The sequence below is a fragment of the Klebsiella sp. P1927 genome, assembly GCF_018204675.1.
GTDB lineage: Bacteria > Pseudomonadota > Gammaproteobacteria > Enterobacterales > Enterobacteriaceae > Klebsiella > Klebsiella pneumoniae.
Genome location: NZ_CP073377.1, coordinates 5,324,640 through 5,348,370 on the forward strand (window position 1 = coordinate 5,324,640; position 23,731 = coordinate 5,348,370).

A 23,731-nucleotide genomic window follows, 5' to 3' on the forward strand; every position below is an offset into this window, starting at 1 on the left:
GCGATCGGCGGCAGGTTGAGCGGGATGCTCACCTGCCTTTTACCTCGCCCTGAGCCATACTCATATCTTTGTTGGCGATAATTTGTTGGCGATAAGGAGCAGGCTATGAAACTGATCGGCAGCTACACCAGTCCCTTTGTGCGCAAAATATCGGTGATCCTGCTGGAAAAGCGCATCCCTTTTGAGTTTGTCAACGAATCCCCCTACAGCGAAAGCAACGGTGTGGCGCGCTATAACCCGCTGGGCAAGGTACCGGCGCTGGTGACGGACGACGGTGAGTGCTGGTTTGACTCCCCGGTCATCGCCCAGTATCTGGAGCTGCTGGGCGTGGCGCCGCCGATGATCCCCGCCGACCCCAGAGCCGCTCTCAGGATGCGCCAGCTTGAGGCGCTGGCAGATGGGGTGATGGAGGCCGCCCAGGCGCTGGTGCGCGAAAAAGCTCGCCCTGCGGCCCAACAGTCAGAGCAAGAGCTGCTCCGCCAGCGGGAGAAAGTGGCGCGCGGCCTCGACAGGCTGGAAGCCTGCGCGGCGGACGGAACGCTACGCGGTGACGAGGTCAATCTGGCGACCATCTCTACGGCCTGCGCCATTGCCTACCTGAACTTTCGCCGGGTGGCGCCGGGCTGGTGCGCCACCCGGCCGCAGTTGGTGAAGTTGGTGGATGCGCTGTTCCAGCGCGCCAGCTTTGCGCGCACCGAACCGCCGCGGACTTGACCCAGGCAGGTAACAGTTTGCGCAAGGAGGCGTTACAATCGCCGCTGATTGTTGACTCCCTCTCCCGTCGGGAGGGGGGAAAATAACTTACCGCCAGGCCCATTCATGACTACCGAAATTCGTGCGCTTTATACCCGGCTTCCGGCCATTGACCGCTTACTCCGCGACCCCGCTTTTTCCTCCCTGCTGGCGCAGCACGGCCATTCGCAGGTGGTGACGCAGCTGCGCCAGATGCTGGACGAGGCGCGGGAACAGATCCGCCAGTGTCAGACACTGCCTGACTGGAGCCATGACTGGCTGCACGCCTGTGAGCAGCGGCTCACCGCCGGCCAGCGGAGCGCCCTGCGTCCGGTGTTTAATCTCACCGGTACGGTATTGCATACCAATCTGGGGCGCGCCATCCAGGCGGAGTCGGCCGTGGAGGCGGTTGCCAGCGCGATGCGCGCGCCGGTGACGCTCGAATATGATCTCGACGACGCCGGGCGCGGCCATCGCGATCGCGCCATTGCCGATCTGCTGTGCCAGATCACCGGCGCGGAAGATGCCTGTATCGTGAACAACAACGCGGCGGCCGTTCTGCTGATGCTGGCGGCCACCGCCAGCGGCCGCGAAGTGGTGGTTTCCCGCGGCGAACTGGTGGAGATCGGCGGCGCATTTCGCATTCCTGATGTGATGCGTCAGGCGGGTTGTCAGCTGCACGAAGTGGGTACCACCAACCGCACCCATGCCAAAGATTATCGCCAGGCGGTGAATGACAATACCGCGCTGCTGATGAAGGTCCACACCAGCAACTACAGCATTGAGGGCTTTACCAAAGCCGTCGACGAAGCGGAGCTGGCGGCCATTGGTCGCGAACTGGATGTTCCGGTGGTAGCCGACCTGGGCAGCGGGTCGCTGGTGGATCTCAGTCAGTATGGCCTGCCAAAGGAGCCGATGCCGCAGGAGATGATCGCCGCCGGGGTGAGCCTGGTCAGTTTCTCCGGCGACAAGCTGCTCGGTGGCCCGCAGGCCGGGATTATCGTCGGCAAACGCGCGCTGATTGCCCAGCTGCAAAGCCACCCGCTGAAGCGGGCCCTGCGCGCCGATAAAATGACCCTCGCGGCGCTGGAGGCTACGCTGCGCCTCTATCAGCACCCGGAGGCGCTGAGGGAGAAATTGCCGACGCTGCGCCTGCTCACCCGTCCGGCGGAGGAGATCCGCCGGCTGGCTGAACGCCTGCAGCCTGACCTGGCGGCACACTATGCTGATTTTGCCGTCAGCGTGGCAGCCTGCCAGTCGCAGATTGGCAGCGGCTCGTTACCCGTCGACCGCCTGCCCAGCGCGGCGTTGACCTTTACCCCGCATGACGGCCGCGGTAGCCGGCTGGAGGCGCTGGCGGCCCGCTGGCGCGCGCTGCCGTGTCCGGTGATTGGCCGCATTTATGACGGTCGGCTCTGGCTGGACCTGCGCTGTCTGGAAGATGAAACCCGCTTTATGGAGATGTTGTTACGATGATTATTGCCACCGCTGGACATGTTGACCACGGCAAAACGACGCTGCTGCAGGCGATAACCGGCGTGAATGCCGATCGTTTGCCGGAAGAGAAAGCGCGGGGAATGACGATCGATCTCGGCTATGCCTACTGGCCGCAGCCGGACGGGCGGGTGCTGGGATTTATTGACGTTCCCGGGCACGAAAAGTTTTTGTCCAACATGCTGGCGGGGGTGGGGGGTATTGACCATGCGCTGCTGGTGGTGGCCTGCGATGACGGGGTGATGGCGCAAACCCGCGAACACCTGGCGATCCTGCAGTTGACCGGAAAGCCGACGCTGACCGTGGCGCTGACCAAAACGGACCGCGTGGCGGCCGCCAGGGTGGCGGAGGTTCAGGCTGAGGTCGAGCAGACCCTGGGCGAGCTGGGCTTTGACGCCGTCGCTTTCTTTCCCACCGCGGCGGCGGAAAACATCGGTATTGCGGAACTGCGCAGCCATCTGCTGCAGCTTGCGGAGCGCCCCCGCCCGCAGCAGCAGCGGTTTCGCCTGGCGCTGGATCGCGCTTTTACCGTCAAAGGCGCGGGGCTGGTGGTCACCGGGACGGCGCTCTCCGGCGAAGTACGGGTCGGGGATACCCTGTGGCTTACCGGCGTCAACACGCCGATGCGCGTCCGCGGCCTGCATGCCCAGAATCAAGCGGTTGAGCAGGCGCACGCCGGACAGCGCATTGCGCTGAATATTGTCGGCGATGCGCAAAAAGAGGCCGTGCACCGCGGCGACTGGCTGCTCTCCTCACCACCGCCGGAGCCAGCAGAACGGGTGATTGTCGAGCTGCAGTGCCATACGCCGCTCAGCCAGTGGCAGCCGCTGCATATTCACCATGCTGCCAGCCACATTACCGGCCGGGTGTCGCTTCTTGAGGGCAACCTGGCGGAGCTGGTGCTGGATACTCCGCTGTGGCTGGCGGATAACGACCGGCTGGTGCTCCGCGATATCTCTGCTCGCTTGACGCTGGCGGGCGCACGGGTGGTGACGCTGGATCCTCCGCGTCGCGGCAAACGTAAACCGGAATATCTGCAGTGGCTGCACGCCCTGGCAGCGGTCGGCGCTGACGATGCGCAGGCGCTGGAGTTACATCTGCAGCGGGATGCCGTCCGGCTTGAGCACTTCGCCTGGGCGCGGCAGCTCAGCGAAGCCGGAATGGCGGCCCTGATCCAGCGACCGGACTATCTGCAGGCCGGACAGCGCCTGCTTAGCGCGCCGCTTGCCGCCCGCTGGCAGCGAAAATTGCTGGATGCCCTTGCGCGCTACCATGAGCAGCATCGAGACGAGCCGGGCCCTGGCCGGGAGCGCCTGCGCCGCATCGCGCTGCCGATGGAAGATGAAGCGCTGGTGCTGCTGCTGATTGAGCAGATGCGCGAGAGCGGCTTAGTCCACAGCCATCACGGCTGGCTGCATTTGCCGGAGCATAAAGCCGGGTTTACCGACGAGCAGCAGGCGGTCTGGCATAAGGTGGAGACTCTGTTCGGCGACGATCCGTGGTGGGTGCGCGATCTTGCGCGCGAAGTCCATGTTGAAGAGTCACTGATGCGCGCGGTGCTGCGCCAGGCGGCGCAGCAGGGGATGATTACTGCGATCGTCAAGGATCGTTACTACCGCAACGATCGCATTGTGCAGTTCGCCCAGCGGGTGCGCGAGCTGGATCGGCTGCGCGGTTCAACCTGCGCGGCGGATTTCCGCGATACCTTAAACGTAGGGCGGAAGCTGGCGATCCAGATCCTGGAGTATTTCGATCGGATTGGCTTCACCCGCCGTCGCGGCAACGATCATATCCTGCGCGATAAGGCATTGTTCCGGTAATCATTAACGTCGGCTCCCCGGCGGACTTCGTGCCGGGGAGCTGGCGAAAAGAACTTGTTAAAACCACTACGTGAGACCGCCGAAGCAATTTCGCGTGAGCTGGGTTTCACGGTGCGTGAAGCGTCAGGCAAATGACCACATCCTGCAGGCCATCTGACAAAAAACAGCGCTGATTCCATTCAGGATCAAAGCGCGGGCAGGGACTATTCTGGCACCCTGCGGTTTTATCCCCAGGGAGCAGAGGATGAACCAGTTTCTTATTGCCAATGCCCAGCGGTGCATCGGCTGTCGTACCTGCGAAGTGGCCTGCGCGGTGGCGCACCAGCAGGCGCAGGATGTCGCCGCCCTGTCGACGAACCATTTCGCGCCGCGTATCCGGGTGGTGAAAAGCGGTGACATATCGACGGCGATGGCCTGTCGGCAGTGCGAGGATGCGCCCTGCGCCAGCGTTTGCCCACAGGGGGCGATTCAGCGCGACAATGACGTCTGGTGGGTCGACCAGCGGCGCTGCATCGGCTGCAAAAGCTGCATGGTGGCCTGCCCGTACGGCGCGATGACCGTTACGGTAATGAACCAGCAGGCGCAGGCGTTGAAATGCGATCTATGCCATCACCGCGCCGAAGGACCGGCCTGCGTGGCCGCCTGCCCGACGCAGGCGCTGCGGGTGATGGTTCCCGCAGAGCTGGAAGCGCTATGCGCGCAAAAACGCCAGCGGCTGGCGCTGGCATGAATGGGGTCGCTGACGAACGTTACCCGCCCGCGGCGTCCGAGACTATGCTTCCTGTTCGCGCCAGGCAAATTCTACCTCTTCGGCGAGGATTTTCACTCCGGCTTCGATTTTTTGCGGGTCCGGTACATAGTTCATGCGCATACACTGGTGGGTGTGCGGCCACGGTTTATCCAGACCAGGGAAGAAGTAATCCCCCGGCACCATCAGCACGCCGCGCTTTTTCAGCCGCTGATACAGCAGCTCGGTGGAGATCGGCAGATCCTTAAACCACAGCCAGAGGAAGATTGCCCCCTCCGGTTTGTGAATAAGGCAGCGCTCCTCCGGCAGATAGCGGCGAATAATGGCGATGGTTTCCTGCACCCGCTGGTAATAGAAGGGCTTGATCACCGTCTCTGACAGGCGCAGCAGATCCTGTCGTTTAATCATTTCGCACATCATTGCCGGCCCGATGCCGCCAGGGGCGAGGCTGATAATGCCGTTCATGTTGCTGATGGCGGTGATGATTTTTTCGTTGGCGATGATAATCCCGCAGCGGCTGCCCGGCAGGCCCAGCTTGGACAGGCTCATACACAGCACGATGTTCGGATTCCACAGCGGTCGGGCGTCGCTAAAGATAATGCCCGGGAACGGCACGCCGTAGGCGTTATCAATCACCAGCGGGACCCCGTGCTGATTCGCCAGCGCATCCAGTTTGATCAGCTCTTCATCAGTGATGACGTTGCCGGTCGGGTTGGTGGGGCGCGAGACGCAGATCATCCCGGTCTCTTCCGTCACCTGCAGATGCTCAAAATCAACATGGTACTTAAACTGGCCTTCCGGCAGCAGTTCGATGTTCGGCCGGGTGGCAACGAACAGATCCTCTTCCAGACCGGCATCGGCGTAGCCGATATATTCCGGCGTCAGTGGGAACAGTACCTTACGGGTGGTGCCATCTGCCCGACGGCCTGCAAACAGATTAAATAAGTAGAAAAATGCGCTCTGACTGCCGTTTGTTAGCGCAATATTCTGTGGTTCGATCTCCCAGCCCAGCTCGTCGCGCAGCATATTCGCCAGCAGAGCCAGCAGCTCGCTTTTGCCCTGTGGACCATCATAATTACAAAGCGCATCAAGGGCTTTGCCATTATCCAGCATGTCGGCCAGCAGCTGCTGGAAGTAGTCATTCATTTCCGGGATCTGAGCGGGGTTGCCGCCGCCCAGCATAATAGCGCCCGGCGTGCGCAGACCGTCATTAAGGTCTTCCATCAAGCGGGTGATGCCTGAATGACGGGTGAATTTGTCGCCGAAAAGGGAAAATGTCATCGCGAATAGTCTATCGGTGGTTCTGGAAAGTGGCTAACCATAACGCCAGCGCTGGCGTGGTGCAAATCGGCGGGAGGAGGCGGGTTTTTATCTTTATCCTGTATATTGCTATTTTGTTAGCATTTTGTTCTAAATGGTGGCTCCCCGCAGGGCGGAGAGCCACATGTGGATTACTGCTGCTGGCCGGCCCAGATGACCATCACTTTGTCTTCACCGCTCTCACGCACGAACCCGTAACCACGCGACATCGACAGCGTTGTCTGTTTGCCCATGCCGATTGCCGGATGGCGAGCGCGGAACTGGCCGATCTTCTGCCAGTGGGTAACGCTGCGGGCCGCCTTGCCGTTGACATCCTGCCAGTTCATCTCCGAGCGGGTACCCTGCAGCGGGTCCGAGCCGGTGGGGCCGAACGGGCGCGATGATTCGTCGCCATAGAAAATCTGCACGGCGCCAGGGGCCAGCAGCAGTAGCTCCGCCGCGGTGGTGCCGCCTTCGCGGAACAGCCGCGTATCGTGCGAGGAGAGGTAGCTCAGGACGTTAAAGCTCTGCAGCTTGTCCGCCATTTGCTGCCAGGTGAGGTCAATATTGGCCATACAGGTCGCCGCTTTCGCCGCCTGGTCCTGGTAGTCGAAATTGATCATCGCATCAAAACCGTGGCGATAATAATCGCTCTGCATCACTCCATGTCCCCAGGCTTCGCCAGTCATCCAGAACGGCGCCGCATCCAGCGCTTTATCCGGATTGGCTTTCTTCCACTCCGCCAGCGCGGCGGTGGCCTGGGTTTTTAACTGCTGCCAGGCGTCCATCTCCACATGTTTGGCGGTATCGACGCGGAAGCCATCGATGCCGTAGTCACGTACCCACTGGCTCAGCCAGTGTGTCAGATAGTCGCGCGGCGTATAGCCCGGGATCGCTTTCGCTGCGGTGTCTGGTTTATGGCTATAGAAGTTCGGCAGGCCTGAGACCTCCTTCGATTCGGTTTTCAGGTCCGGCAGGAAGGCCAGCGACATGGTGAGATCGTCATAGCCCGGATTGTCGTAATCGCCGATATCGGTGCGGATCCACTTCTTACCCCACCATTTCTCCCACCCGGCTTTGTCGCTGAAGTTGATATAGTCGTTAAAGCTGTGCCAGGTCTGTCCCGCGCCCGGCTTCCAGTCCGTCCAGCGCTCGCCGAGAGTTTTTTTCAGCTCATCTCCTTGCAGATACAGGGAGCCGAACTGGAACTCCTGCATGTCGGCCAGGGTAGCGTAGCCGGCATGGTTCATCACCACGTCGAACAGAATACGTATTCCGCGCTTATGCGCTTCATCCACCAGTCGGCGGAGATCCGCTTCGGTCCCCATGTTGGCGTCCAGTTTCGACCAGTCCTGGGTGTAATAGCCGTGATAAGCGTAGTGAGGGAAATCGCCCTTCGTGCCGCCGCCGACCCAGCCGTGGATCTGCTCGAGCGGGGAGCTGATCCACAGGGCGTTAACTCCCATCTGCTGCAGATAATCCAGCTTGCTGGTTAATCCCTGCAGGTCGCCGCCGTGGAAGGTGCCGATCTCCTGCATGCCGTCTTTATGGCGACCATAGCTGTTGTCGTTGGCCGGGTTACCGTTTACGAAGCGATCGGTCAGGACGAAGTAGACGGTGGCATTGTGCCAGTCAAACGGCGCCGGGGCGGCCGTCTCGGCGCGCTCAAGCAGCAGCAGGCCATTGCTGCCGAAGGCGGGCTGCAGGGTGATTTTGCCGCCGCTGACGGTCGCGACATTGCCGCTGTAGAAATCGCGGACCTTGCTGCCCTCGGCGAAGGTTTTGCTGACGTCGATGGTCAGAGGTTTTCCGTCCCACTTCGGACACTGGCGGATCTGCGGCGCCGCGGCGCTGGTCTCTTTTTCCTCCAGCGAAATCATCATCGTTGGCGTGCCGGAACGGGTATCCACCTCCAGGGTATACAGACCCTGGCGGAAGATGCGCCATTGCGGCGGTGTGCCGCGACAGGGCTCCATGGACAGCATCTGGTTGAGCTTAATGCCGCCGGAAGGCTGCCAGCACTGCTGGTCAAAATTTAGCTGCAGGGGACGTGTACCCTTCTCAACCACTTTCTGGCTGATGAATCGGCCGGTCCCTTCTTCGGTAAAAGCAGGAAAGTCGGTGGTAGTCCAGGCGGCAAAGGCCATCCCAGGCACGAATAACGTGGCAAGCGCAGCGAGTTTCATTGCGAGATCCTGTGAGCGGTTTTTATCTAGTGTGCCTTGTCGCCGCGCGGGTGAACTCCTCCTGACGCGCGTTTTACCAGGAGGATGAAAAGGGGTGAGTGACACCGCTCAAAAAATAGGCTAAAAATGAGACGAAGCTAGCATTTTCGCGCTGGCGATGCGCCGCAGAAACCGATTTCAGATGACAGCAATTAGGAATTGGACTATTTCTGTTGATGCCCTCAGTGCGTATTTTTGATACTATTAGCGATTCAGCTATCGTTTTTTTGTGAAAAACAAGGTGTTGGAATGCATATATCCGACCAGGAGACCTGATGATATCGAATCCCATACGACGATATGGGGCCGCCATACTTATGTTACTAACCTGCATCTTTTCAGGTAGTGTGTTGGCGACAACGCACACAGCGACAAAGAGTCATAAAGCCCCAACGGTAAAGAAGATAAGTAGTACTAAGGTAAGCAGTAAACAAGAGTATTCTCGCAATAGTGTAAAGAGCAGTTCACTTCCTGACTTGCGAAAATACCCTTCCGGAACACCAAGGAAAAAAGCGTTTCTCCGGACGGTCATGCCTTATATTACCAAGCAGAATCAGGCGATTACTGCGGATCGTAACTGGCTTATTTCCAAGCAGTACGATGCTCGCTGGTCACCGACTGAGAAGGTGCGCCTGAAGGATATCGCTTCCCGTTATAAGGTGAAGTGGTCAGGCAATACGCGTCATGTGCCCTGGAACGCGCTGCTTGAGCGTGTCGACATTATTCCGAACAGCATGGTGGCGACCATGGCGGCGGCGGAAAGTGGCTGGGGTACCTCCAGGCTGGCGCGCGAGAATAACAACCTGTTCGGCATGAAGTGCGGCGCCGGTCGCTGCCGCGGCGCGATGAAAGGTTACTCGCAGTTTGAGTCGGTAGAGCAGTCGGTGCAGGCTTACGTAACAAACCTGAACACCCACCCGGCCTATTCTTCTTTCCGCAAGTCGCGCCTGCAGCTGCGCAAGGCGGATCAGGAAGTAACCGCCAGCACCATGATTCATAAGCTGAAGGGGTATTCGACCAAAGGGTCGAGCTACAACAACTATCTCTTCGCGATGTATCAGGACAATCAGCGGCTCATCGCCGCCCATCTGTAATCCGGATGCCCGGCCTTGTCGCCGGGCATTTTTTACCCTACAGCATCACCTCGCTGTGCCGATCGCGGTACTCTTTCGGCGTCACGTCGTACTCCTTCTTAAACACCGAATAGAAATATTGCAGCGACGGATAGCCGCACATCTGCGAAATCTCATTGATCGACAGACTAGTGGACACCAGCAGGCTGCGCGCCTTTTCCAGTTTTTCGCTGTGGATCACCGTGTGGATGGTCTCCCCGACCTCCTCTTTGAAGCGTTTTTCCAGATTAGAGCGAGAGATGCCCACGGCGTCGAGCACCTGTTCCACCTTGATGCCTTTGCAGGCATTGTTGCGAATGTAATGCATCGCCTGTATCACGGAGGGATCGTTTAACGACCGGTAGTCGGTGGAGCGTCGCTCAACGACGCGCATCGGCGGGATCAGCTGGCGCTGCAGCGGGAGGGCCTCGTTATTCAACAGCCGGTGGAGTAATTTTGCCGCCTGATAACCCATCTGGCGGGTGCCCTGGGCGACAGAGGAGAGGGCGACGCGAGAGAGATAGCGGGTTAGCTCCTCGTTATCGATGCCGATAACGCACAGTTTCTCTGGCACCGGGATATGCAGCAGCTCGCAGGCCTGCAGGACGTGGCGGGCACGGGCGTCGGTGACGGCGATGATGCCGGTTTGCGGCGGCAGGGTTTGCAGCCAGTCGGCGAGCCGGTTTTGCGCGTGCTGCCAGTTCTCCGGCGCTGTCTCCAGCCCCTGGTAGACCACGCCGCGATACTTCTCCTTCGCGACCAGCTGGCAGAAGGCATACTCGCGCTCTACCGCCCAGCGTTTACCGCTGGAGGCGGGGAGTCCGTAAAACGCGAAGCGGTGCACCCCTTTTTCCTTTAAATGGAGAAAAGCGCTTTCCACCAGCGCGGCGTTGTCGGTGGCGATATAGTGGACCGGCGGGTACTGCTCTGGCTGATGATAAGATCCGCCGACGCCGACGATGGGCACGTGGACATCGGCCAGCAGCTTTTCGATTTCGGGATCGTCATAGTCGGCGATGACGCCATCGCCCAACCACTCTTTGATGTTTTCGATGCGTGCCCGAAAGTCCTCTTCAATAAAGATATCCCACTCCAACTGGGAGGCCTGCAGATACTCGCCGACACCTTCAACTACCTGGCGGTCATAAGCTTTGTTGGCGTTAAATAACAGCGTAATACGGTGACGCTTTTCAAACATAGATAATGTTCCTGCTCTAACCCCGGTCATACCCCTTCATTCAAGATGTTGCCGATGGCCTGACTTACCACTCATCCCGGCCACGTACGCCGGTACGCGGCCGGGGGCGCCGTCTGCAACCCGAATGATGTTGGGTATACACTACCGGCTAATGCCCGAGATATTTCAAGCGCCTTATGGCGAAGTTTGGCGGTAGCGCAAAGAATTCAGACATTCTTCAGAGAGTCTCTCCTTATGCGCGCCGCTTGGTGGCAGAGTCCATCCACACCGCCAGCAGCAAAATGGCGCCTTTAACGATATATTGCCAGAAGGTGGCGACGTCCATCATGCTCATGCCGTTATCCAGGGCCGACATAATAAACGCCCCCATTACCGCCCCGGCGACGCTGCCGATGCCGCCCGCCAGGCTGGTGCCGCCGATGACGCAGGCGGCGATGGCGTCCAGTTCGGCGATATTGCCCGCCGAAGGCGACCCCGCGCCGAGCCGTGAGCTGAGGATTAGCCCGGCAATGGCGACCATCAGGCCGTTAATGGCAAACACCGCCAGCTTGGTACGCTCGACGTTAATCCCGGACAGACGGGCCGCCTCCAGGTTGCCGCCGATGGCGTAGATGCGGCGACCAAAGGCGGTGCGGGTGGCCATAAACAGGCCCGCCAGCAGCAGGGCGGCGAGGATCAGCACCGGGGTCGGTACGCCGCGATAGTCATTGAGCAGCCAGATTGCGCCCAGCACAATCACCGCGGTAATGGCCTGGCGGCCGACGGCGGCGGTGGAGGACGAGGTCGCCAGACCTAACGCCTGCCGGCGCATCCGCCCGCGCCACTGCCAGACGATAAACACCGCCATGCCGACAACGCCGATGCCGAAGCCGATGCCGTCTGGCAGGTAGCTTTGGCCGATCTGCGACATCGCCGGACTGGTGGGCGAGACGGTGGTCCCGTTGGTGATGCCGATCAGAATGCCGCGAAACGCCAGCATCCCGGCAAGGGTGACGATAAACGAGGGCACCTTGCGATAGGCTACCCACCATCCGTTCCACGCGCCGAGCAGCAGGCCCATCACCAGCGTCACCAGAATGGTGAGCGGCAGCGGCCAGCCGAGCCAGACGTCAAAGATCGCCGCAGCGCCGCCCAGCAGCCCCATCATCGAGCCAACGGACAAGTCGATTTCTGCCGAAATAATCACAAACACCATGCCGACGGCGAGGATGCCGGTGATGGCCGTCTGCCGCAGCAGGTTGGAGATATTGCGTGCGCTCAGGTAGGCGCCATCGGTAACCCAGGTGAAAAACAGCATAATGACGACGATGGCGGCGATCATCACGAAGACCTGGAGATTCAGCCCTTTTAGCGCCGGCAGGGCCGCGGGGGCGGTTGGGGTGAGTTTGATTTCAGACGACGTGTTCTTCGACATGGCGTTCGCTCCTCAGCGCGGCTTCCATCACCTGTTCCTGGGTCAGATGTTGATTAACCAAATTGGCTTTTAGTCTGCCTTCGTGCATGACCAGCACCCGATCGCTGAGACCGAGCACCTCGGGCAGTTCGGATGAAATGACAATGACCGCGATGCCCTGCTGCACCAGCTGGTTAATCAGTTTATAAATTTCATACTTCGCCCCGATATCGATGCCACGGGTGGGTTCGTCGAGGATCAGAATGCGCGGATTGAGCAGCAGACAGCGCGCCAGAATCGCCTTTTGCTGGTTGCCGCCGCTCAGACGGCCAATCGCCAACTCCGGCGAGGAGGTTTTAATTTTCAAACGCTGAATGGACTGCTGAATGCAGTGCTGCTCGGCGGCGTCGTCCAGGCTACTCATTGCGCCGGTGAACTGGTTGAGCGCCGCGAGGGTAATGTTTTTGCCCACCGCCATCACCGGCACGATGCCGTCTTTTTTGCGGTCTTCCGGCACCATGGCGATGCCGTGGGCAATGGCCTGCTGGCAGTTAGAGATGCTCACCGGCTGGCCATCAATAAAGATCTCCCCTTGCCAGCGCCCCGGCCAGACGCCGAACAGGCACTGTACCGCCTCGGTACGTCCGGCGCCGACCAGCCCGGCGATGCCGAGGATTTCTCCGCGACGCAGGGAAAATGAGACGTCATTGACCCGTTTAATATGGCGGTTTACCGGGTGCCAGGCGGTTAAATGTTCAACCCGCAGGATCTCCTCGCCGTGGGCGTGCGGCTCGCTGGGATAGAGCGCGGTGAGCTCGCGGCCGACCATCATGGTGATGATATCGTCTTCGCTCATGCCGCTGGCATCGCGGGTGCCGATGTGCTGGCCGTCGCGGATCACGCAGATCGTATCGGAGATCGCTTTGACCTCATTGAGCTTATGCGAGATATAGATGCAGGCGATATCGTGGTTTTGCAGATCGCGAACGATCGCCAGCAGCGTCGCGGTTTCTTGTTCGGTTAAGGAGGCGGTCGGTTCGTCGAGGATCAGCAGGCGAACCTGTTTATTCAGCGCCTTGGCGATCTCCACCAACTGCTGCTGACCAAGGCCGAGGTCGCCGACGCGGGTATCGGGGGAAATGGGCAGATTGACCTGCGCCAACAGCTTCTGACAGCGCAGCGTCATGGTTTCATAATCCAGCAGACCATGGCGGGATATCTCGGCGCCGAGGAAAATATTCTCCAGCACGGTGAGATGTTTCACCAGCGCCAGCTCCTGATGAATAATGGCGATGCCTTTGCGTTCGGTATCGCGAATATGGTTTGCCTGCAGCGTTTCGCCGGCAAAAATAATCTCGCCCTCATAGCTTCCGTGCGGATAGATACCGCACAGCACCTTCATCAGCGTCGATTTCCCCGACCCATTTTCACCGCATAACGAGACCACCTCGCCTGCGTTCAGGCGCAGGCTGACGTTATCCACGGCTTTAACAGCGCCGAAGGTTTTGGTGATGTTCTTCATTTCGAGTAGCCAGGTCATAAAGACTCCGCAACAGTGATATCCGGCGGGATGAAAATGACGCCCCGCAGCGGGGCGTCAGCCATTACAGTTCACTCTTTTTATGGAAACCGTCTTTAATCACCGTGGCGTCGATATTCTCTTTATTTACCTCAATTGGCGTTAACAGGCGCGAAGGGACGTCTTTTAAGCCGTTATTCAGCGTGGTATCGGCCTTCGGCTGCTTATCGTTACCCAGCTCAACGGCGATTTCAGCGGCGTTGGTGGCCAGGGTGGTAATCGGTTTATAGACGGTCATCGTCTGGGTACCGGAAATAATGCGCTTCACGCCCGCCAGGTCGGCATCCTGACCGGAGATCGCCACTTTGCCGGCCAGCCCCTGGGCGGTTAAGGCCTGGATGGCGCCGCCGGCGGTGGCGTCATTGGAGGCGACCACGGCATCGATCTTGTTATTATTCGCCGTTAGCGCGTTTTCCATTATTTTCAGCGCGTTCTCCGGCAGCCAGCCGTCAACCCACTGATCGCCGACAATCTTAATTTTGCCATCATCGACATACGGCTTGAGAACCTTCATCTGTCCGGCGCGGAACAGTTTAGCGTTATTATCCACCGGCGAACCGCCCATCAGGAAATAATTACCCTGCGGCACTTTGTCGACCAGACTTTGCGCCTGCATTTCACCAACTTTTTCATTATCGAAAGATATATAGAAATCAATGTCGGCATTATTAATCATACGGTCATAGGCCAGGACTTTAATACCTTCCTGCTTGGCTTCTTTAATAACGTTACTGAGTACCTGGCCGTTATAAGGAATAATGACTAACACATCGACGCCGCGGTTGATCATGTTTTCAATTTGCGACATCTGCGTTTCTTCATTGCCATTAGCGGACTGGACAAAAACTTTGGCGCCTAAGGATTCCGCTTTATTGACGAAAATATCACGGTCTTTCTGCCAGCGCTCCAGACGCAGATCGTCGATGGCCATGCCAATCTTCACTTCTTTCGCCATCCCCGCCATGCTGGCGAGCAGGAGGGAGCTGGCGCAAAGCGTAAGGCAAAGGTTCTTTATCTTCATAATAACGATACCTTTTTTGTAAGGGTAGGTAAGCCGAACGGAAAATAATGTTTGATACATGAGGTTGCGGATACGTTACAGATTCTTAACGCGGAAAGCAGGGCTGGCAATTACCGGTTCTTATTTTGCCGTTATGAAATTTCGTTTAATGTGCAAATTATGACGGCGATCGTATTTTATTCATGCACGCTCTTATTATTGCACTGGACTGTCTCTGACAAAGCGGCGCAACGGTGACTGGATATTATTTTTGCGAGCTGGCGCACGTTTGTGGATTCTCTCAATGGCGGTGTGAAATAACGTAATTGAGGAAAATGAAAGCGAAATTCTATATTGGCTTAAACCCGTCATACTTCAAGTTGTAGGTGGGTTGGTGACATTCGTTGCTCCGCCCCCGGTTACCGGGGACTCGCGCTCCTGCCGCCTTCCTGCAACTCGAATTATTTAGGGTATCTGATTGGTTATTCGCCGCATCTCTGAATATGGAGTTCTCTATGCAGACCTATTTCGATCAACTCGATCGCGTTCGTTACGAAGGCCCGAAATCCACTAACCCGCTGGCTTTCCGTCATTACAACCCGGATGAACTGGTGCTGGGCAAACGGATGGAAGATCATCTGCGTTTTGCGGCCTGTTACTGGCACACCTTCTGCTGGAATGGCGCCGATATGTTTGGCGTGGGCTCCTTTGATCGTCCCTGGCAGCAGCCTGGCGACGCCCTGGAGATGGCCAAACGCAAAGCCGATGTGGCGTTCGAATTCTTCCATAAACTCAACGTGCCTTACTACTGCTTCCACGACGTTGACGTCTCGCCGGAAGGCGCTTCGCTCAAGGAGTACAGCAATAACTTCGCCCGGATGGTCGAGGTGCTGGCTGAGAAACAGCAGCAGAGCGGCGTGAAGCTTCTGTGGGGGACCGCAAACTGCTTTACCAACCCGCGCTACGGCGCCGGCGCGGCCACCAACCCGGATCCGGAAGTATTTAGCTGGGCGGCCACCCAGGTGGTCACCGCCATGAATGCCACCCATCAACTGGGCGGTGAAAACTATGTGCTGTGGGGCGGTCGCGAGGGCTATGAAACCCTGCTGAATACCGACCTGCGCCAGGAGCGTGAGCAGATTGGCCGCTTTATGCAGCTGGTGGTGGAGCATAAGCATAAAATCGGCTTTAAAGGCACGCTGCTGATTGAGCCCAAACCGCAGGAGCCGACCAAGCATCAGTATGACTATGATGCCTCTACCGTTTACGGCTTCCTCAAACAGTTTGGTCTGGAAAAAGAGATTAAACTGAATATTGAAGCTAACCATGCCACGCTCGCCGGCCATTCGTTCCATCATGAAATTGCGACGGCCATTGCGCTGGGGCTGTTCGGCTCCGTTGACGCCAACCGCGGCGATCCGCAGCTGGGCTGGGATACCGACCAGTTCCCGAACAGCGTCGAAGAGAACGCGCTGGTGATGTATGAAATCCTCAAAGCGGGCGGCTTCACCACCGGCGGGCTCAACTTTGATGCGAAAGTGCGCCGGCAGAGCACCGACAAATACGATCTGTTCTATGGTCATATTGGCGCGATGGATACCATGGCGCTATCGCTGAAGGTCGCGGCGCGGATGATTGAGGACGGCGAACTGGATAAGCGCGTGGCCAGACGCTACGCCGGCTGGAACGGTGAGCTGGGGCAGCAGATCCTTAACGGGCAGATGACCCTGAGCGATATTGCCCAGTATGCCGCTCAGCATCAGCTGGCGCCGCAGCATCGCAGCGGCCAGCAGGAACAACTGGAAAACCTGGTCAACCATTATCTGTTTGACAAGTAATCATACGGCGGCGCCCGGGGTGACCGGCGCCGCAACCAGGATGCTCTGTTCGCGCCACGCTCAGCCGTGGCGCGCGTTTAAGGAGAGGGAGTATGTATATCGGCATCGATCTGGGGACGTCGGGCGTCAAAGCCATTCTGCTCAATGAGCAGGGTGAGGTAGTGGCATCGCATACCGAAAAACTCACCGTCTCGCGTCCGCATCCGCTGTGGTCGGAGCAAGATCCCGAACAGTGGTGGCTGGCGACGGACACGGCGATGAAAGCCCTGGGCGCGCAGCATAGCCTGCGCGACGTGAAGGCGCTGGGCATTGCCGGGCAGATGCACGGCGCCACCCTACTGGATAAATCGTTACAGGTGTTGCGTCCGGCCATTTTATGGAATGACGGCCGCTGCGCCGAAGAGTGCCAGCTGCTGGAAGACAAAGTCAGCGCTTCCCGGCAGATCACCGGCAACCTGATGATGCCGGGCTTTACGGCGCCGAAGCTCTTATGGGTACAGCGCCACGAGGCGGCAGTGTTCAGCCAGGTCGATAAAGTGCTGCTGCCCAAGGATTATCTGCGCCTGCGCATGACCGGCGAGCTCGCCAGCGATATGTCTGACGCCGCCGGCACGATGTGGCTGGACGTCGCCCGGCGCGACTGGAGCGACGAGATGCTCGCCGCCTGCGATCTCAGTCGGGATGCGATGCCGGCGCTGTTCGAAGGCAGCGACGTCACCGGGCAACTGCGACCTGAGGTGGCGCAGGCGTGGAATATGCCGCCGGCGCTGGTGGTGGGCGGCGGGGGCGACAACGCCGCGGGCGCGGTCGGGGTCGGCATGGCCGATGCCGGTCAGGCGATGCTGTCGCTGGGTACGTCAGGCGTCTACTTCGCCGTCAGTGAAGGGTTTCTTAGCAAACCCGAAAGCGCGGTGCACAGCTTCTGCCATGCCCTGCCGGGCCGCTGGCATTTGATGTCGGTGATGCTCAGCGCGGCCTCCTGTCTGGACTGGGCGGCAAAATTAACCGGTCTCGCCAGCGTGCCGGCGCTGATCGCGGCGGCGCAGACGGCGGATGAAAGCGCCGGTCCGGTGTGGTTCCTGCCCTATCTGTCTGGCGAACGCACGCCGCACAACAACCCGCAGGCTAAGGGCGTCTTTTTTGGCCTGACGCATCAGCATGGGCCGGCAGAGCTGGCGCGGGCGGTGCTGGAGGGGGTGGGCTATGCGCTGGCGGATGGTATGGACGTGGTGCACGCCTGCGGCATCAAGCCGCAGAGCATCACGCTTATCGGCGGCGGGGCGCGCAGCGCTTACTGGCGGCAAATGCTGGCGGATATCAGCGGCCTGCAGCTCGATTACCGTACCGGGGGCGATGTCGGCCCGGCGCTGGGGGCGGCCAGGCTGGCGCAGCTGGCGGTTCACGACGAGGCAGACCGCCCCGGGCTGCTGAAGCCGCTGCCGCTTGAACAAGCCCATCGCCCGGACGATCGCCGTGTGGCCCACTATGCGCCGCAGCGGGAAACCTTCCGCCAGATTTATCAGCAACTGAAACCGCTGATGTCTTAGCCTCAGTCCGTCCGGCAGCGCCGGGCGGATTCCCTTCCTGAATGTCCCGGCTACATCCATCCATAAATGCGTATTTATTTATTCCGAAATCTCCGCTTTGTCGTACGTAATCTGAGGCATCGCCGAGGGAGTCGGTCATAATCAGCCCCTGTCGACCAGGGAGGTGAGATGATCACAAAACGCAATATTGCCAGGGGGATGATGGCGACAGGATCGCTGGTTTATCTGCTCGGTATCTGGCGGACCTGCCCGCTGTTCAGCGGCAAAGGGTATTTTCTCGGCGTGCTGGTGATGGGGATGTTTGCTGTTCTCGCCCATCAGCGCGCCAGTCAGTGGCAGGAACAGGACGACGGTTTTATTGCCTTATGCCGGCTGGTGCTGCTGCTATCGGTCGGCCTGCTGCTGGTCGGCGCCTGGTATGTACCGGCAGACTGGCATGAAAAAGCCGTCTATATCGCGGCATGGTTTGTCTGCTTATATGGCGCATCGGCAACCCCCGAACGGACCCGCATCGCCCGCGCGATGCAAAAAACGGAATAAGCGCCGCCCCGAGGCGCGTAAAAGGTAAAAAATGATGGAAAACAAGCACGCGACGTATTCTCCTGCGTTTCATTTGATCTCCTGGATTGCCCTGATCGGCGGCATCGTCACCTATCTGGTGGGGCTGTGGAATGCCGATATGCAGTTGAATGAGAAAGGCTATTATTTTGCCGTCCTGGTACTGGGGCTGTTTGCCGCGGCATCTTATCAAAAGACGGTGCGCGATAAGTATGAAGCCATTCCGACCACCGCGCTGTACTACACCACCTGTCTGGTGGTCTTCGTTATCGCTGTAGGTCTGCTGGTTATCGGACTGTGGAATGCCACTCTGCTGCTCAGCGAGAAAGGGTTCTATGGGCTGGCGTATTTTTTGAGCCTGTTTGGCGCTGTTGCGGTACAGAAAAACGTGCGTGATGTCTGGGACCCGACGCGCTTACGGGAACCTCTCAGCGTGACGGAAGAGGGGCCTGAGACGTAAGTCGGGCCCCTCCGGGCGGCGGACCGTTAGCTGACCAGCCGGCGGCTATCAATCCGCTGCACCAGGCCTGACAGCAGCAGGCTGCCGAGCAGGGCGGCGCTAAATATCCACACAATATCCAGCAGCGGCCAGCGGGATAGCTCCAGATGGCTGGCGCGCAGCGCATGCACTATCAGGGCATGAAAGCCGTAGATCCCCAGCGAATGTCGCGCAATGCAGGCGATACCGGGCAGGGGACGCGCGTTAAGCCAGTTTTTGGCCAGCGTCAGCAGGGTGACCGCGCAAACAAACACCGCCGGTCCGCAGTAGAGATACCAGGTGTCGCCGAAGTCTCCGCGCCAGCGCAGCTCATGCAGCGTGCCGCGGGAAATGACCCACACGGCGGCGATGAACAGCGCGGCGCAGAGCGGTGTTAGCCATTTTTTATCGGTGTCCAGGGTGCCAATGGCTCTGCCCAGCACGCCGTAGAGCACGTAGTAGAAGGTGTCGCCGTTGATATAGAGGTTGACTGGCAGCCACTCAATCCCGACGGCTTTAACGCTGACCATATTGGGGTTGGCCAGAATGCCGAGGATCGCCATCAGCGCCAGCAGCATTGTGCTACTGGTGGACTTAACCTGAATCAGCGGCGAGAGCAGGTAGATGACGGCGATAGCAAAGAAAAACCACAGGTGGTAGAAGACAGGCTTCTGCAGCAAATTCTTTAACGACAGCTCGACGTTGATATGGGTAAACAGCGTGATATACAGCAGAGATAGCGCGCTATAGAACGCAATGCACAGGCCAATCCGCCAGAAATGGCGCGGCTGGGCGCTGCGTTCCCCAAAAAAGAGGTAGCCCGAGATCATAAAAAACAGCGGCACGCTGACGCGGGAGGCGGAATTGAGCAGATTGGCGATATCCCATTGCAGCAGGGTAATCGCATGGGGGTGAGTGATATACCAGCTGGTGCTGTGGATCATCACCACCATCATGCAGGCGATGCCGCGCAGGTTGGTGATCCAGTGTATCTTTTCTTGCATCAGTCCCTCAATGTCTGCTGGCGAAATAAGATATGACCTGCCCGGTTTCCCGGTGTCGCAATAGATTAGTCTGAGTTTTCGGTCACAGACTTGTCGCAGTTTCATGATATTCGCAAAATACCTGTAATACTGAATCTTTAAGATAACAACTTGCTAACAAGGCGGTGGAGGAGAACGTGGTGAAAGGTGTTGTTTCCGTCATGCTGGTGCTGCTCCTCGCGGGCTGCAGCGAGACCGTCTCCCCGCCGACGCAAAAAGCGCAGCGCGCTCGTATTACGCCGCAAACCACGCTCAATATGGCGCAGCTTTGCAAGGATCAGGCGGCTATCCGCTATAACACGCAAACGCAGCTCGTTGACGTGAACCACTTTGAACAATTCCAGGCGAGCTATGAGCTTTCTGGCCGTACCGGCAAGAATGAGCGTTTCATCTGTTCCTTTGACCCGGACGGCCAGTTTATGCATCTTTCGATGCGCTGAATCGACCCCGCCTGGCGTAAATTTCGTCCGTTTTCCTGAAACAACGCCGTTTCGTACTGTATATCTCGCAGCCAGCGGGTATACTGACTCCTTCCTTTAAATCCACACGTATCCAGCACGAAATCATATGCAAAAGTTTGATACCAGGACCTTCCAGGGCCTGATCCTGACCTTACAGGATTACTGGGCTCGTCAGGGCTGCACCATTGTTCAACCACTGGACATGGAAGTCGGCGCCGGCACCTCTCACCCGATGACCTGCCTGCGCGCGTTAGGACCGGAGCCGATGGCGACCGCCTACGTGCAGCCTTCCCGTCGTCCAACCGATGGCCGCTATGGCGAAAACCCGAACCGTTTACAGCACTACTATCAGTTCCAGGTGGTGATTAAACCCTCTCCGGACAACATCCAGGAGCTGTACCTCGGGTCGCTGAAAGAGCTGGGTATGGACCCGACTATCCACGACATTCGCTTTGTCGAAGACAACTGGGAAAACCCGACGCTGGGCGCCTGGGGTCTGGGCTGGGAAGTGTGGCTCAACGGCATGGAAGTGACGCAGTTCACCTACTTCCAGCAGGTCGGCGGCCTCGAGTGTAAGCCGGTGACCGGCGAGATCACCTACGGTCTGGAGCGTCTGGCGATGTACATCCAGGGTGTGGACAGCGTCTATGACCTGGTCTGGAGCGATGGCCCGTTGGGGAAAACCACCTACGGCGACGTGTTCCACCAGAACGAAGTGGAGCAGTCCACCTATAACTTCGAATATGCCGACGTCGACTTCCTGTTCACCTGCTTCGAACAGTATGAGAAAGAGGCCCAGCAGCTGCTGGCGCTGGAGACCCCGCTGCCGCTGCCGGCCTACGAGCGTATTCTGAAAGCGGCTCACAGCTTCAACCTGCTGGATGCGCGTAAAGCCATCTCCGTCACCGAGCGTCAGCGCTATATCCTGCGCATTCGCACCCTGACTAAAGCAGTGGCGGAAGCGTACTACGCTTCCCGTGAAGCGCTCGGCTTCCCGATGTGCAACAAGAATAAATAAGAGGCGGCCATGTCTGAGAATACTTTTCTGGTGGAAATCGGCACTGAAGAGCTGCCACCAAAAGCGCTGCGCAGCCTGGCGGAATCTTTTGCTGCGAATGTGACCGCGGAGCTGGATAACGCTGGCCTTGCGCACGGTAAAGTGGAATGGTTTGCCGCCCCGCGTCGTCTGGCGCTGAAGGTGGCCAACCTGGCGGCGGCGCAAGCCGATCGCGAAGTGGAAAAACGCGGCCCGGCTATTGCCCAGGCGTTCGATGCCGAAGGCAAGCCAAGCAAAGCGGCCGAAGGCTGGGCGCGCGGCTGCGGTATCACCGTCGATCAGGCCGAACGTCTGACCACGGACAAAGGCGAGTGGTTGCTGTATCGCGCCCATGTGAAGGGCGAAAGCACCGAAGCGCTGCTGCCGAACATGATTGCCAGCTCGCTGGCGAAGCTACCGATCCCGAAACTGATGCGCTGGGGCGCGTCTGACGTCCACTTCGTGCGTCCGGTACACACGGTGACTTTGCTGCTGGGTGACAAAGTGATCCCGGCCACTATCCTCGGTATTCCGTCCGATCGCGTGATTCGCGGCCATCGCTTTATGGGCGAGCCGGAGTTCACCATCGACCATGCCGACCAGTACCCGCAGATCCTGCTGGAGCGCGGTAAAGTCATCGCCGATTACGAACAGCGTAAAGCCAAAATCAAAGCTGATGCGCAAGAGGCGGCGCGTAAGATCGGCGGTCAAGCCGATCTGAGCGAAAGCCTGCTGGAAGAGGTCACCTCGCTGGTGGAATGGCCGGTGGTGCTGACGGCGAAGTTCGAAGAAAAATTCCTCGCGGTGCCGTCTGAAGCGCTGGTTTACACCATGAAGGGCGACCAGAAGTACTTCCCGGTCTACGACAACGCCGGCAAACTGCTGCCGAACTTTATCTTCGTGGCCAACATCGAGTCCAAAGATCCGCAGCAGATCATCTCCGGTAACGAGAAGGTGGTCCGTCCGCGTCTGGCCGATGCCGAGTTCTTCTTCAATACCGACCGTAAAAAACGTCTGGAAGATAACCTGCCGCGTCTGGAAACCGTGCTGTTCCAGCAGCAGCTGGGCACCCTGCGCGACAAGACCGATCGCATCCAGGCGCTGGCGGGCTGGATTGCCGAACAGATTGGCGCTGACGTGAACCACGCAACCCGCGCGGGCCTGCTGTCCAAGTGCGACCTGATGACCAACATGGTCTTCGAGTTCACCGACACCCAGGGCGTGATGGGGATGCACTACGCGCGCCATGACGGCGAAGCGGAAGACGTGGCCGTGGCGCTGAACGAGCAGTATCAGCCGCGATTTGCTGGCGACGCGCTGCCGTCTAATCCGGTGGCCTGCGCGGTAGCGATTGCCGATAAGATGGACACCCTGGCGGGTATCTTTGGTATCGGTCAGCATCCGAAAGGCGATAAAGACCCGTTTGCGCTGCGTCGCGCCGCGCTGGGCGTGCTGCGTATCATCGTTGAGAAGAACCTGGATCTCGATCTGCAGACGCTGACCGAAGAAGCGGTTCGTCTGTACGGTGAGAAGCTGACCAACGCCAACGTGGTTGATGATGTGATCGACTTTATGCTGGGCCGCTTCCGTGCCTGGTATCAGGACGAAGGCTACGGCGTCGACACGATCCAGGCGGTACTGGCGCGTCGTCCAACCCGCCCGGCGGATTTCGATGCGCGTATGAAGGCGGTATCGCACTTCCGTACTCTGGAAGAGTCCTCCGCGCTGGCGGCGGCAAACAAACGTGTCTCTAACATCCTCGCGAAATCCGATGAGACGCTGAACGACATCGTTCACGCTTCGGTGCTGAAAGAAGCGGCGGAAATTAAGCTGGCGGGTAATCTGGTGGTGCTGCGCGACAAGCTGCAGCCGTATTTCGCCGCAGGCCGTTATCAGGATGCGCTGATCGAGCTGGCCGCGCTGCGCGAGCCGGTGGATGAGTTCTTCGAGAACGTGATGGTTAACGCTGAAGACAAAGATGTTCGCATCAACCGTCTGACGCTGCTGTCCAAACTGCGTGAACTGTTCCTGCAGGTGGCGGATATTTCTCTGCTGCAGTAAGCGTATCGGTAATAATAAAGACCTGCCTCAGGGCAGGTTTTTTTATACGTGAAATATAAATAGGTGAACCGTTAATAATTCTGCCATTGATATCTTCATTATTTGCATT

19 protein-coding genes and 1 pseudogene are annotated in these 23,731 nt (G+C 58.7%); 13 read left to right on the plus strand and 7 right to left on the minus strand.

Annotation, left to right across the window (positions count from 1 at the left end; all coding sequences use genetic code 11):
* The first annotated feature begins 105 nt into the window (after positions 1-105).
* From KB892_RS26490 to KB892_RS26510, 5 genes and pseudogenes are all read left to right on the plus strand, one after another.
* Positions 106-714: a glutathione S-transferase gene (locus tag KB892_RS26490; RefSeq protein ID WP_004152043.1), complete on the plus strand. Its 609-nt coding sequence runs from the start codon at positions 106-108 to the stop codon at positions 712-714.
* A gap of 105 nt (positions 715-819) precedes the next feature.
* Positions 820-2,208: an L-seryl-tRNA(Sec) selenium transferase gene (gene selA / locus KB892_RS26495; protein ID WP_004152042.1), complete on the plus strand. Its 1,389-nt coding sequence runs from the start codon at positions 820-822 to the stop codon at positions 2,206-2,208.
* Positions 2,205-4,046 carry a selenocysteine-specific translation elongation factor gene (gene selB / locus KB892_RS26500; RefSeq protein WP_002922367.1) on the plus strand — a complete coding sequence of 614 codons (1,842 nt, stop codon included), beginning with the start codon at positions 2,205-2,207 and terminating at the stop codon, positions 4,044-4,046. The genes selA and selB overlap by 4 nt, the downstream gene beginning before the upstream one ends.
* A gap of 42 nt (positions 4,047-4,088) precedes the next feature.
* Positions 4,089-4,181: pseudogene (locus KB892_RS26505) on the plus strand (IclR family transcriptional regulator); the annotation flags it as partial.
* Positions 4,182-4,290: 109 nt separating this feature from the next.
* The gene (locus tag KB892_RS26510) at positions 4,291-4,776 is read left to right on the plus strand and encodes a 4Fe-4S dicluster domain-containing protein (RefSeq protein ID WP_002922360.1); all 486 of its coding nucleotides are present in this window, start codon (positions 4,291-4,293) and stop codon (positions 4,774-4,776) included.
* A gap of 42 nt (positions 4,777-4,818) precedes the next feature.
* Here the strand turns inward: KB892_RS26510 and avtA are convergent, their stop codons facing one another.
* On the minus strand, positions 4,819-6,075 hold the full coding sequence (gene avtA, locus KB892_RS26515) for a valine--pyruvate transaminase (RefSeq protein ID WP_002922359.1): 1,257 nt from the start codon (positions 6,073-6,075) through the stop codon (positions 4,819-4,821).
* A 170-nt stretch (positions 6,076-6,245) separates the two neighbouring features.
* A complete protein-coding gene (locus tag KB892_RS26520) occupies positions 6,246-8,279 on the minus strand; it encodes an alpha-amylase (RefSeq protein WP_002922358.1) in 2,034 nt (677 codons plus the stop codon).
* Positions 8,280-8,593: 314 nt separating this feature from the next.
* On the opposite strand from KB892_RS26520, the gene KB892_RS26525 reads away from it, so the two are divergent.
* Positions 8,594-9,412, plus strand: coding sequence for a protein bax (locus KB892_RS26525; protein ID WP_017896492.1), 819 nt, complete (start codon positions 8,594-8,596; stop codon positions 9,410-9,412).
* Positions 9,413-9,449: 37 nt separating this feature from the next.
* On the opposite strand, the gene xylR is transcribed toward KB892_RS26525, so the two are convergent.
* The 4 genes from xylR to xylF form a co-directional block, all read right to left on the minus strand.
* Entirely contained in the window at positions 9,450-10,628 is a 1,179-nt protein-coding gene (gene xylR, locus KB892_RS26530) for a D-xylose utilization transcriptional activator XylR (protein WP_002922351.1), read from the minus strand.
* A gap of 232 nt (positions 10,629-10,860) precedes the next feature.
* Entirely contained in the window at positions 10,861-12,042 is a 1,182-nt protein-coding gene (xylH, locus tag KB892_RS26535) for a xylose ABC transporter permease XylH (protein ID WP_002922349.1), read from the minus strand.
* A complete protein-coding gene (locus KB892_RS26540; RefSeq protein WP_002922346.1) occupies positions 12,020-13,561 on the minus strand; it encodes a xylose ABC transporter ATP-binding protein in 1,542 nt (513 codons plus the stop codon). The genes xylH and KB892_RS26540 overlap by 23 nt, the downstream gene beginning before the upstream one ends.
* 64 nt (positions 13,562-13,625) lie before the next feature.
* Entirely contained in the window at positions 13,626-14,621 is a 996-nt protein-coding gene (xylF, locus tag KB892_RS26545; RefSeq protein ID WP_004152040.1) for a D-xylose ABC transporter substrate-binding protein, read from the minus strand.
* A 494-nt stretch (positions 14,622-15,115) separates the two neighbouring features.
* Between xylF and xylA the strand changes: the two genes are divergently transcribed.
* The 4 genes from xylA to yiaA all read left to right on the plus strand — a co-directional run bounded on the left by xylA (position 15,116) and on the right by yiaA (position 19,003).
* Positions 15,116-16,438: a xylose isomerase gene (gene xylA, locus KB892_RS26550; protein ID WP_002922139.1), complete on the plus strand. Its 1,323-nt coding sequence runs from the start codon at positions 15,116-15,118 to the stop codon at positions 16,436-16,438.
* A gap of 92 nt (positions 16,439-16,530) precedes the next feature.
* Complete coding sequence (xylB, locus tag KB892_RS26555; RefSeq protein WP_004150156.1) at positions 16,531-17,985, plus strand: xylulokinase; 1,455 nt, start codon at positions 16,531-16,533, stop codon at positions 17,983-17,985.
* A gap of 168 nt (positions 17,986-18,153) precedes the next feature.
* Positions 18,154-18,525, plus strand: a complete 372-nt coding sequence (yiaB, locus tag KB892_RS26560; protein ID WP_002922133.1) for an inner membrane protein YiaB — start codon at positions 18,154-18,156, stop codon at positions 18,523-18,525.
* 31 nt (positions 18,526-18,556) lie between these two features.
* Positions 18,557-19,003 (plus strand): inner membrane protein YiaA, encoded by a 447-nt coding sequence (gene yiaA, locus KB892_RS26565; protein ID WP_004188180.1) that lies wholly within the window; start codon positions 18,557-18,559, stop codon positions 19,001-19,003.
* A gap of 26 nt (positions 19,004-19,029) precedes the next feature.
* Here the strand turns inward: yiaA and KB892_RS26570 are convergent, their stop codons facing one another.
* Positions 19,030-20,025, minus strand: a complete 996-nt coding sequence (locus tag KB892_RS26570) for an acyltransferase (RefSeq protein ID WP_004152039.1) — start codon at positions 20,023-20,025, stop codon at positions 19,030-19,032.
* 179 nt (positions 20,026-20,204) lie between these two features.
* On the opposite strand from KB892_RS26570, the gene KB892_RS26575 reads away from it, so the two are divergent.
* The 3 genes from KB892_RS26575 (at position 20,205) to glyS (ending at position 23,622) form a co-directional block, all read left to right on the plus strand.
* The gene (locus KB892_RS26575) at positions 20,205-20,504 is read left to right on the plus strand and encodes a YsaB family lipoprotein (RefSeq protein ID WP_002922129.1); all 300 of its coding nucleotides are present in this window, start codon (positions 20,205-20,207) and stop codon (positions 20,502-20,504) included.
* A 127-nt stretch (positions 20,505-20,631) separates the two neighbouring features.
* Positions 20,632-21,543 carry a glycine--tRNA ligase subunit alpha gene (glyQ, locus tag KB892_RS26580; RefSeq protein WP_002922128.1) on the plus strand — a complete coding sequence of 304 codons (912 nt, stop codon included), beginning with the start codon at positions 20,632-20,634 and terminating at the stop codon, positions 21,541-21,543.
* A gap of 9 nt (positions 21,544-21,552) precedes the next feature.
* Positions 21,553-23,622: a glycine--tRNA ligase subunit beta gene (glyS, locus tag KB892_RS26585; RefSeq protein WP_002922127.1), complete on the plus strand. Its 2,070-nt coding sequence runs from the start codon at positions 21,553-21,555 to the stop codon at positions 23,620-23,622.
* Positions 23,623-23,731 lie beyond the last annotated feature (109 nt).

What these genes read in the sequence shown, in the direction of transcription:
- KB892_RS26490 (WP_004152043.1), top strand. Translation starts at nt 106, where the DNA reads ATGAAACTGATCGGCAGCTACACCAGTCCCTTTGTGCGCAAAATATCG.
- selA (WP_004152042.1), top strand. Translation starts at nt 820, where the DNA reads ATGACTACCGAAATTCGTGCGCTTTATACCCGGCTTCCGGCCATTGAC.
- selB (WP_002922367.1), top strand. Translation starts at nt 2,205, where the DNA reads ATGATTATTGCCACCGCTGGACATGTTGACCACGGCAAAACGACGCTG.
- KB892_RS26510 (WP_002922360.1), top strand. Translation starts at nt 4,291, where the DNA reads ATGAACCAGTTTCTTATTGCCAATGCCCAGCGGTGCATCGGCTGTCGT.
- avtA (WP_002922359.1), bottom strand. Translation starts at nt 6,075, where the DNA reads ATGACATTTTCCCTTTTCGGCGACAAATTCACCCGTCATTCAGGCATC.
- KB892_RS26520 (WP_002922358.1), bottom strand. Translation starts at nt 8,279, where the DNA reads ATGAAACTCGCTGCGCTTGCCACGTTATTCGTGCCTGGGATGGCCTTT.
- KB892_RS26525 (WP_017896492.1), top strand. Translation starts at nt 8,594, where the DNA reads ATGATATCGAATCCCATACGACGATATGGGGCCGCCATACTTATGTTA.
- xylR (WP_002922351.1), bottom strand. Translation starts at nt 10,628, where the DNA reads ATGTTTGAAAAGCGTCACCGTATTACGCTGTTATTTAACGCCAACAAA.
- xylH (WP_002922349.1), bottom strand. Translation starts at nt 12,042, where the DNA reads ATGTCGAAGAACACGTCGTCTGAAATCAAACTCACCCCAACCGCCCCC.
- KB892_RS26540 (WP_002922346.1), bottom strand. Translation starts at nt 13,561, where the DNA reads ATGACCTGGCTACTCGAAATGAAGAACATCACCAAAACCTTCGGCGCT.
- xylF (WP_004152040.1), bottom strand. Translation starts at nt 14,621, where the DNA reads ATGAAGATAAAGAACCTTTGCCTTACGCTTTGCGCCAGCTCCCTCCTG.
- xylA (WP_002922139.1), top strand. Translation starts at nt 15,116, where the DNA reads ATGCAGACCTATTTCGATCAACTCGATCGCGTTCGTTACGAAGGCCCG.
- xylB (WP_004150156.1), top strand. Translation starts at nt 16,531, where the DNA reads ATGTATATCGGCATCGATCTGGGGACGTCGGGCGTCAAAGCCATTCTG.
- yiaB (WP_002922133.1), top strand. Translation starts at nt 18,154, where the DNA reads ATGATCACAAAACGCAATATTGCCAGGGGGATGATGGCGACAGGATCG.
- yiaA (WP_004188180.1), top strand. Translation starts at nt 18,557, where the DNA reads ATGATGGAAAACAAGCACGCGACGTATTCTCCTGCGTTTCATTTGATC.
- KB892_RS26570 (WP_004152039.1), bottom strand. Translation starts at nt 20,025, where the DNA reads ATGCAAGAAAAGATACACTGGATCACCAACCTGCGCGGCATCGCCTGC.
- glyQ (WP_002922128.1), top strand. Translation starts at nt 20,632, where the DNA reads ATGCAAAAGTTTGATACCAGGACCTTCCAGGGCCTGATCCTGACCTTA.
- glyS (WP_002922127.1), top strand. Translation starts at nt 21,553, where the DNA reads ATGTCTGAGAATACTTTTCTGGTGGAAATCGGCACTGAAGAGCTGCCA.